Source organism: Azospirillum sp. UFLA03-27, from assembly GCF_059803775.1.
The window spans coordinates 1-7902 of sequence record NZ_JAUQTX010000288.1 but is presented as its reverse complement, the minus strand read 5'-3'; the positions used below and the strand labels follow the sequence as shown (position 1 = coordinate 7902).

The 7902-nt window shown below is 68.3% G+C and carries 5 protein-coding genes; all 5 read left to right on the top strand.

Annotated features, from left to right (window positions below):
* Nucleotides 1-25 precede the first annotated feature (25 nt).
* The 5 genes from Q4I23_RS28225 (at nt 26) to Q4I23_RS28205 (ending at nt 7670) form a co-directional block, all read left to right on the top strand.
* Nucleotides 26-208 carry a calcium-binding protein gene (locus tag Q4I23_RS28225; protein ID WP_498528403.1) on the top strand — a complete coding sequence of 61 codons (183 nt, stop codon included), beginning with the start codon at nt 26-28 and terminating at the stop codon, nt 206-208.
* 61 nt (nt 209-269) lie between these two features.
* Complete coding sequence (locus Q4I23_RS28220; protein WP_014200165.1) at nt 270-620, top strand: hypothetical protein; 351 nt, start codon at nt 270-272, stop codon at nt 618-620.
* Between the two features lie 22 nt (nt 621-642).
* A complete protein-coding gene (locus Q4I23_RS28215; protein ID WP_498528402.1) occupies nt 643-1722 on the top strand; it encodes a hypothetical protein in 1080 nt (359 codons plus the stop codon).
* A gap of 161 nt (nt 1723-1883) precedes the next feature.
* The gene (locus Q4I23_RS28210) at nt 1884-2423 is read left to right on the top strand and encodes a hypothetical protein (RefSeq protein ID WP_498528401.1); all 540 of its coding nucleotides are present in this window, start codon (nt 1884-1886) and stop codon (nt 2421-2423) included.
* A gap of 123 nt (nt 2424-2546) precedes the next feature.
* The gene (locus Q4I23_RS28205; RefSeq protein WP_498528400.1) at nt 2547-7670 is read left to right on the top strand and encodes a hypothetical protein; all 5124 of its coding nucleotides are present in this window, start codon (nt 2547-2549) and stop codon (nt 7668-7670) included.
* Nucleotides 7671-7902 lie beyond the last annotated feature (232 nt).

The window sequence follows — 7902 nt, the reverse complement described above, 5'->3', positions numbered from 1 at the left end:
GTTATAGTCTCGTGGGCTCGGAGATGTGTATAAGAGACAGTCTGGAAACAGCACCGTCGCTGGCGGAACCGGAAACAGCACCGTCAGCGGTGGCACCGGGAACAGCACCGTCAGCGGTGGAACCGGGAACGGCACCGTCGCCGGTGGAACCGGAAATGGCACCGTCGCCGGCGGAACCGGAAACAGCACCGTCAGCGGCGGGTCGTGATTGACCCCGCGCCCATCCCCCAGCGGCCGGCCGTCCAGGCCACAACGAGCAAGGAGCCTTCATGTCGGAGCCCACGAAGGTCAATGCGCAGATCATTGACGTCATAAACCAGACGCAGACGGCGACCATGAGCCAGCAGGTCGTCACCACCAGCGGCGCGGGGAAAGCCTATCAGGCGGTCGCCCAGTCCACGGCCATGGCCGTGCAGGACGCGACGGACACGCTGCGCAACGTCTCCACCATCGCCACCACGGCGATCGGTGTCGCGATGGCGCAGCTCCTGGCGACGGGCGACCCGAAATACGTCACCGCCCTGACCCAGGCCCAGGGAATGATGACGAGCGCCGCCAACGACTTCACCAGCATCGGTACCGCGGCCTCCACGGTCCTGAATAGCTTCCCGTCGAGCTGACCCTTACGCAGGTGTCCCCACCATGACCGTCTCTGTCGCCAACAAGATGATCCAGAACCGCGCCGGGCTCACCGACCTGGGGCGGCTTGCGCTCGCCTTCATCGATGGCGGGTCGGAGTGGCTCGACTGGGCCATCAGCAACGCCGGTCCGCGCTACGATTTCCCGGACGAGAGCACGCTCGTGGAGCAGGTCCAGCAGGGTCTTCACGCGACGCGGCTGGCCCTGCTGCCCACCATGAAGCTGATGGTCAGCCCGGTGAAGCTGATGACGCTGGGGGTGGACAGCCTGCGCACGCTGGCCGACGCCGAATCCGGCGACGCCAGCGCCACGGTGTCGGCCCAGGTCAAGCGCATCCTCGCCGACCACAATCTCCTGACCCAGGACGACTTCGCCGCCAGCGCGTCCTTCCTCGCCGGGCTGGGGGTCTCCGGGGCTCCGGTCTTCCAGTTCATGGGCTTCGACGAGCAGCTGGCGGTGCAGGAGCTGCTCTACCGCAAGGAAAGCCAGGGGACGGCCAACCCCGAGCTTCAGAGGGAGGCGGCCGCCTTCGCGGTGGACCAGGCACGCACCGTGCAGGAGTTCGCCGACTATTATCAATTCTATCTGATCTACGTGAACCGGCTGGGCTCCCTGACCGCGACGCCGGACGACCGGAAGAAGCGGGCCGGCGGCGCGCTGGAAACCATTCTTCCACAGTTGTTCGGCTTTCTGGAATGCCCGCAGGTCGCTCCGCTGGCCGCCCCGGCGGACGTGGCGCGGGCCGTCTCCAACTGGCAGAAGCGCGGCCGGCCGGTCGGCTTCGCCCGCCTGTCGGACGGTGCCCTGCAGATCGTCCGCGACACGGCCTTCCGGGACGAGACCGGCGACGCGGTGCGCGTGCTGGTGGCCGGCTATCTCGCCGGGGCGCAGACCCTGCTGTCGGCGACGCCGCCGCAACGCGGCATCATGGGCCAGGACGGCGCGTCCTGTCTCTTCCCCGTCTTCGGCAAGGGCGTTCAGGCGGAAATCCAGATGGGGGCCGCGGGGGTGATCTCGCTGCGCTGCTTTCGCCCCGATCCCCCCGCCACCACCACGGCCGTCACCACCGCCACCGCCGCCTGACCCGCCCCTGCCGGCCGTGACCGGGGTGGCGCCTTCTGCACCGCCTTTCGCGCCAGCCTCTGCGCCATCCACGCCGACCGCATCAGCGGCGGAGACGCCGGCGCTGACGGAGACGCCGGCCAGCGCCCCGCAAAACCGAACCGGACGAAGGAGATCGAAGGATGGGCGTTTCCCAGCCCCCCAGCAGCCCGAACCCTGAACCGCCGGCCGCTCCGGCGCCGCCGGACACGCCGCCTCCCGCCGCTCCGCCACCGTCGCCATCGCCACCGTCATTGACGACACCGGCGACCGATGCGACGCCCAATGCGTCGCCCTTCGAAACCGGCGCCAAGACGCCCGCCGAAATCGCCAGCGCGCTGCTCGACCGTGCGGTGAAGAGTGTGAACGCCGCCGCCGAGCAGGCCCTGTCCGCGGTCGAGCAGGCCATCCAGCTCGCCGGCCACGCCGTGGAGGCGATCCCCGGCCTGACCGCGCACCCCGGCGGCCATGCCGACGAGCAGGGCGCCATGTCGCAGGCGCAGGAGGCGATGTCTCAGGCCCTCCGGGCCAGCAGCGGCAGCGGCGGTCAGGCGATGCAGCAGGCCAGCGAGCAGCAGCAGAAGGCCGTCACCGCAGCCAACGAGGCGGCGCAGCAGGCCATGGCCGCGGCCAGCGCCCAGATCGCGCGGGCGATGAACAGCAAGGGCGACCCGGCCCTGTAAAGCCCGGATGATCCGCCGCCCCGGTGGGACCGCGACGCCGCGCGGCCCCACCGGGGCGCGCGGGGCGGGCGCGTTTCCGCCCATTCCCGAACACGCCCCCAACCGAGCCGAAGGACATCCCGCATGCCGTCCCGCACGCGCCGGAGATTGATCGTTGTCGCGTCCGAATCCCCGTACTCCACCCCGCCCTCCACCCCAGTGGAGGCGAGCATGGACGCGGTGGCCCACGCCGCGACGGCGCTGGGCCTGCCGGTGACGGCGGCGTCCCAACGCGACGCCATGCGCGGCTGGACCGCCGCCGCCGTCCACCCGCTCCAACCATTGCAGACCGCCTGGCTGCGGATGGTCCGGGAGTCCTCCCTGGGGATCGAAGCACCCGGCGAGCGGGCCACCGCCCAGACCGCCGCCATGGACCGGCTGTTCGTGGCGGACGACGGAAACACGGCACTGTTGGGCGTGGCGCCGGGAGCGATCTATGAAGGCGAGCGCTTTCCCCTTCCCGACGACCGGCTGAACGCCGCCCTCGATCTGTTGAAGCAGGCGTTGCGCGTCGTCGGAGAGGCGAAGGACGGCAAGCCCATCGGGGACGACGCCATTTCGCGCCGGCTGCGCGACGCACGCGACGTTCTGATGCCGCTGATCGACGCGTTCGCCGGACCGGAGGAGGCTGGCGGCACCGCCCCCTTTGCGGAGGAGCGGCGACAACTGCTCGGCCTCGACCAGGACATTGCGGCGGCGCAAAGCTGGGACGCGGTGACGGCCATCGTGGCGGGCCTTGCCCGGATCACCGACGCGCTGGGCGACGCGACGCAGGCCGCCGGGGGCGTTCATCTGTCCTACGCCGCCGAAGCGGCCTGCCGCCTCCGGCTCGCCATCCGGTTCAAGGTCCGGCATGACCTTCCGCTGCCCGCGGACCGGCTGGCCGCCGCCGACCGCGCGATGACCCGTCTCCTCAACGGCGGCTATCCGCAACTGGCGGGGTGGCTGCGCAGCCGCTTGCGGACGTTGGCGCAGCGGATGGCGGAAACCGATCCGTCCGGGAACAGCCGGTTCATCGTCCTGGAGGACGGCAGCGAAGGCGCGAACGGCTGGACCGCCCAGCTGCTCGTCAACCCCAGCCTGTCGGCACCGTCCTGGTTCGCCCTGTTCCAGCGTCTGCACAACATCCTTGTCATGGCGCTGTTCTCGCTCAAGCTGGAGCTGTACGGGCTGCTGCACCGGCTCGCCGGCGCGACGCCCACGGAACTCCCAACGGACGACGCAGGCAGCGGGGTGACGGAGGACGGGGTGACGGGCATCGGAAGCCGGGGTGCCTCGGACTACGGGCGCAACGACTGCGCCGCCGTGCTGGTCGATGTGACCATCCCGCGTCACGGCACGCTGGCCGTTCAGCAGCAGTGGCGGCGCTTCACCGGAGACGTGCGGCTTGAGGACGGCCTGCCCCGCCCTGGAGAGGCCTATCGGATCACCTCGGCCCTGCAGGCGATCAATGCGCTGTGCCAATCCTCGCTCCCGCCGGGGAACGCCGCTCCGGCGCTGATCACGCGGCTTCACGGCCTGCTGGCCAGCCAGGATCGGGCGACGGCGGACGGCATCGCGGCGATCCGCGCCCGCATCCGCGAGGGCATCGTCCCCCTGTCGCTGAAGGCCATCGACGGACTCGACGACGCCACGGTCCAGCGGCTGCTCGTCGTGATGCTGGAACAAGCCTGCCAGGGCTACGGTCTTGCCACGGACAAGGCGCTGGCGGCGGCCTTCGACGGCTGGTTCGCCGCCCGGCTTCCCGATTACGCGGAGCTGGCCACCCTGCCTGAGACGGTCTCGGAGGCGATCAGGGCGGCCAAGAGCGAAGGAGCCTGGAGCGACGGGGCCGCGGCCACAGCGAGCGCCGTGGGCTTCGGCCTGTGGGTGTCGACGGTCATGGAGGACCATATCGAGAAACGCGCGTCCTTCCTGCGCGCCCGCTTCGACGCCCCCGACACGCTGGCCACCCTGGCAGCGACGCTGAAAAGCCTGGGGGTCCAACCGGTGATCGAAGGTCCCTGGGCGGCGGTTCTGCATCTGGAGCATTCCGGGCCACGGCGGGAAAAAGCCGCGACGGCGGCCCCCCTCGCCATCCTGCTCCAGGACAGCGGGACCGGGCGCCAACCGGACGAACTGCTCACCGCCACCGCTCCGCTGATCGAGGATTGGCTGGTCACCCATGGCGGCAACCTCGCGCTGAAGCGCGACGGCGGGCGGCTGGTCATCGTCTGGAACGCCGAGGTGGATCTCGGCCCCTTCCGCTACGCCCCGGTTGGGGCCACACTCTCCGTGACGGCCGCCGCGGAAGGCGGGCCACCCCTCTCGCTGCTCGCCGGAGTGCCCGTCGCCGCTCTGTCCGACACGATCCGGTCAGTCTGCGAAAGCGTGGTGCTGACGGACGATGTCGCCGTGCACAACCGGCTGGCCGGCACGCTGAACGCCTTGATCGACGCAAGCCTGCGCACCGGAACGCCGGAAGGCGCCGACCCGTCGCTGGAGGCTCTGCGCCTGGGCCGTTGCCGCCATCTGATGCTGAGCAGCGCGGAGCTGGCGCAGGGCGCCGACGCCGATTACCCGCGAAGCTATTATCCCGACGACGCCGCAAGGATCACGCTGGGCGCCAATCCGGCGGAGGTCGCGCTCCAGCTTTCCGACCTCGCCAAGGGGTCCGCCGGCCGGACCCTCAGGCTGCTGGTCGTCAACCAGGGAAGCGGCGGCGGCGACCGCCTGTCGCCGGGGCCGTGGACGACGGAGGAGATGGTCCGCAGCATCGTGAAGCCGCTGACGCAGTCGGGGCTGGATGTCCGGACGATCATTCTGGACTATCCGATGTCGGTGGCGGCGATGCCGGCCTTCGCACCGCTGTGCGCCCCGGCCGGCCGGATCATCGGCATCATCTACGGCGGCATCGAACCCGTCATGGACCGCGGCCTGTGGGAGTCGGTCCGCCCGGCGCTCGCCGACAACGACGCGAAGGCCGCCGACACGGTCATTGACGAGGCCATCGAGAGACGGATCGGGTGGCTGACCACGGGCATGACGGGCCAAGTCCATCTGAAGAGCTTCCTCACCGCCACGGACGCGGAGATCAACACCTATCTGACCGGTGATCCCGACGGGCGGGACGCGGTGTCGCTCCTGCGCTGTCTCAAGCCGCTCGGCGAGACGCTCGGCAATCCCGACGCGCCGCTCGACCGCATCGAGACCATGCTGCGGACCCTGCGGACCACGCCCCTTCCCTGGAACGACTTCGCCGACGCGGACAAGGCTGTTCTGAAGGATTTCCCGACGGAGGTCGGGGCGATGACGACGGATGCCCTGGAGCAACTGCGCACCCGGCTGCGCAGCCGGGTGGTGGAGGTTCTCATTGATCCCGTCTGGGGCATCGGCCTGGACCCGAAGGCGTTGGCCGACCTGCCCCTGTTCAGATCGAAAATGTCCGGATCGGAATCGGATGATCTCTGGAGCCGGCTCGACCGCCGCTGGGCCCATCTGCTGGCCCTTGACCCCGGCCTGTTGCGCTGCCCGTCCCGGATCGCGCTCTACGGCGCCCGGACCGGCGAGCTTTGCCTCGACGCCGCCTTCGAAACCTTCGACGGCAAGTTGGAAGGGATGCTCCGACGCGCGGCGCCGTCCGCCGACCGGCAAGCCACCGAAGCCCTGGCCGAACTGCGGCGCGGGCCGGGCAATGCGACGCTTCGGTGGGTCGAGAACCTCGCCCAGAGTCCCGGCTCGGGCCGGGCGTGGGAGGGGTTCATGCACAGCGCCACCCAGGACCAGGAGGAATTCGGGTTCTCAAAGCTGGAGGCGAAACGCCGCCAAATGATCAAACCGGGCAGGTACCGCCCGCCGGCGCTGTTGCCGAACCGTCCGCCGACCAAAACGACCGAGGCGAAGGAAGCGGCGCAGGCCTTGAACGAGCGCCTCGCGCATGACCCATCCTACGAGGAAAATCTGGCGCTTCTGCGCTCCGACACGGGCATGACGTTCTACGTGATGGGTTTCAGCGCCATGGGTCAGGGCGATACCGCCTTCATCGTGCGCACGGTCGGTCTGCTCCAGGGACTCGGTTTGAAAGCGACGGGAGTGAAGGAGGAAAAGAGCGCCTTCTCCCCCGGCACCTCCTTCAACGCCAACCGGTTCATGACTCCGAAAACCATGCTGAAGGAGATCAAGCCCGGGGATTTCGTGATCGAAGGGCCGTTGTCCGATCCGGTTGCGGTCAAAGACGGGTCGCTGCCCACGCGGGTGGATGTGATGCGCAGAACCAATCCCGAATTGGCGGAGGTCCGCAATCTGCGGCTCTATGAATATGGCACCCTCGATTACCGGGGAGGCCAACTGGTGCAATTGGGAAAGGACGGTGAGAACACGCCGGCCGGAAGGGCCAACGTGGTCAACTTCGCCAACGACCCGCATCACGCTTTCATGGGCATGGGGCACGGCGAAATCGGCGCCTTCTACAATTCCGGAGGCCGATCCGGGCCGGTCGATCTGCGCTCCGTGCTGGAGGCGGGTGCCGAGACCAACCGGACCACGTCCGAGATTCTCCAGCTCATCGACAGAAACTCCGCCATCTACATCGGTTACGCCAACAAGGCGCTCAGCGTTCGGGGCTGGGTCACCGCGGTCAGCGCGCATGTGGCGAGGACCGGCGGTCCGGCGCTGATCATCGGGATCTATGGCGCGACCAAGATCGCCGATCCGTTTCAGATGGACCAAAGCGACACACTCATCATCAATGATCGCATTCCCAATTCCGAAGGGAAAATCCGTCAATTGAAGACGCTACCGGCCAAGGTCGGTTCCAGCTCCACGGTCATCATCTCGGACAGCGTGCCGGCCCCGGTCATGAACGCGCTGCAAATGGTGGCCATGCCGCTCACCCTGGCGACTAGCAATTTCTCGCTGTCCGAGGCGATTGAGAAAGGGCTCTTTCCAATCTATGAAAGATTGGATTTCAATGTCGGGGTCCAGGTCGCGTTCGAAGGCCAGGTCGACCATGCCCTGACAGAGTTGAATTTGAAGGAAACGGACTTCGGGGGCGCGATCAAGCAGCTCGTCGGCGTCCAACCGGACTCGCTGAACAGGTCCAAGGTCGACGCCATTGGCATCGTTCTGGACCACCCCGATGACGTGAGGATGCTCATGGCAGTGATCGAGGCCAACACGGACATCACGCCTGGTCTGGTGGCGCGCCTGGCCAATCTGACGCGGATCTGACGGGTGGTCGCCCGACAACGTGCCTGAAGCCTTTCGGTTCCTTCCGACGCCCGGTACACGATCCACTCACCGCCGCGGTCCCGCGAACCGACGCACGAATGAAACGGGCCCGCCGGGAGAAAACCCGGCGGGCCTGTTTCCACGATTCCCCCGATTAGAGCATTTTCCAGTTACTCCGGTTCATAGCCGGCGGCGGTGAAGTAGTTGGCGCATTCGTTGGGAGGGAACTCAT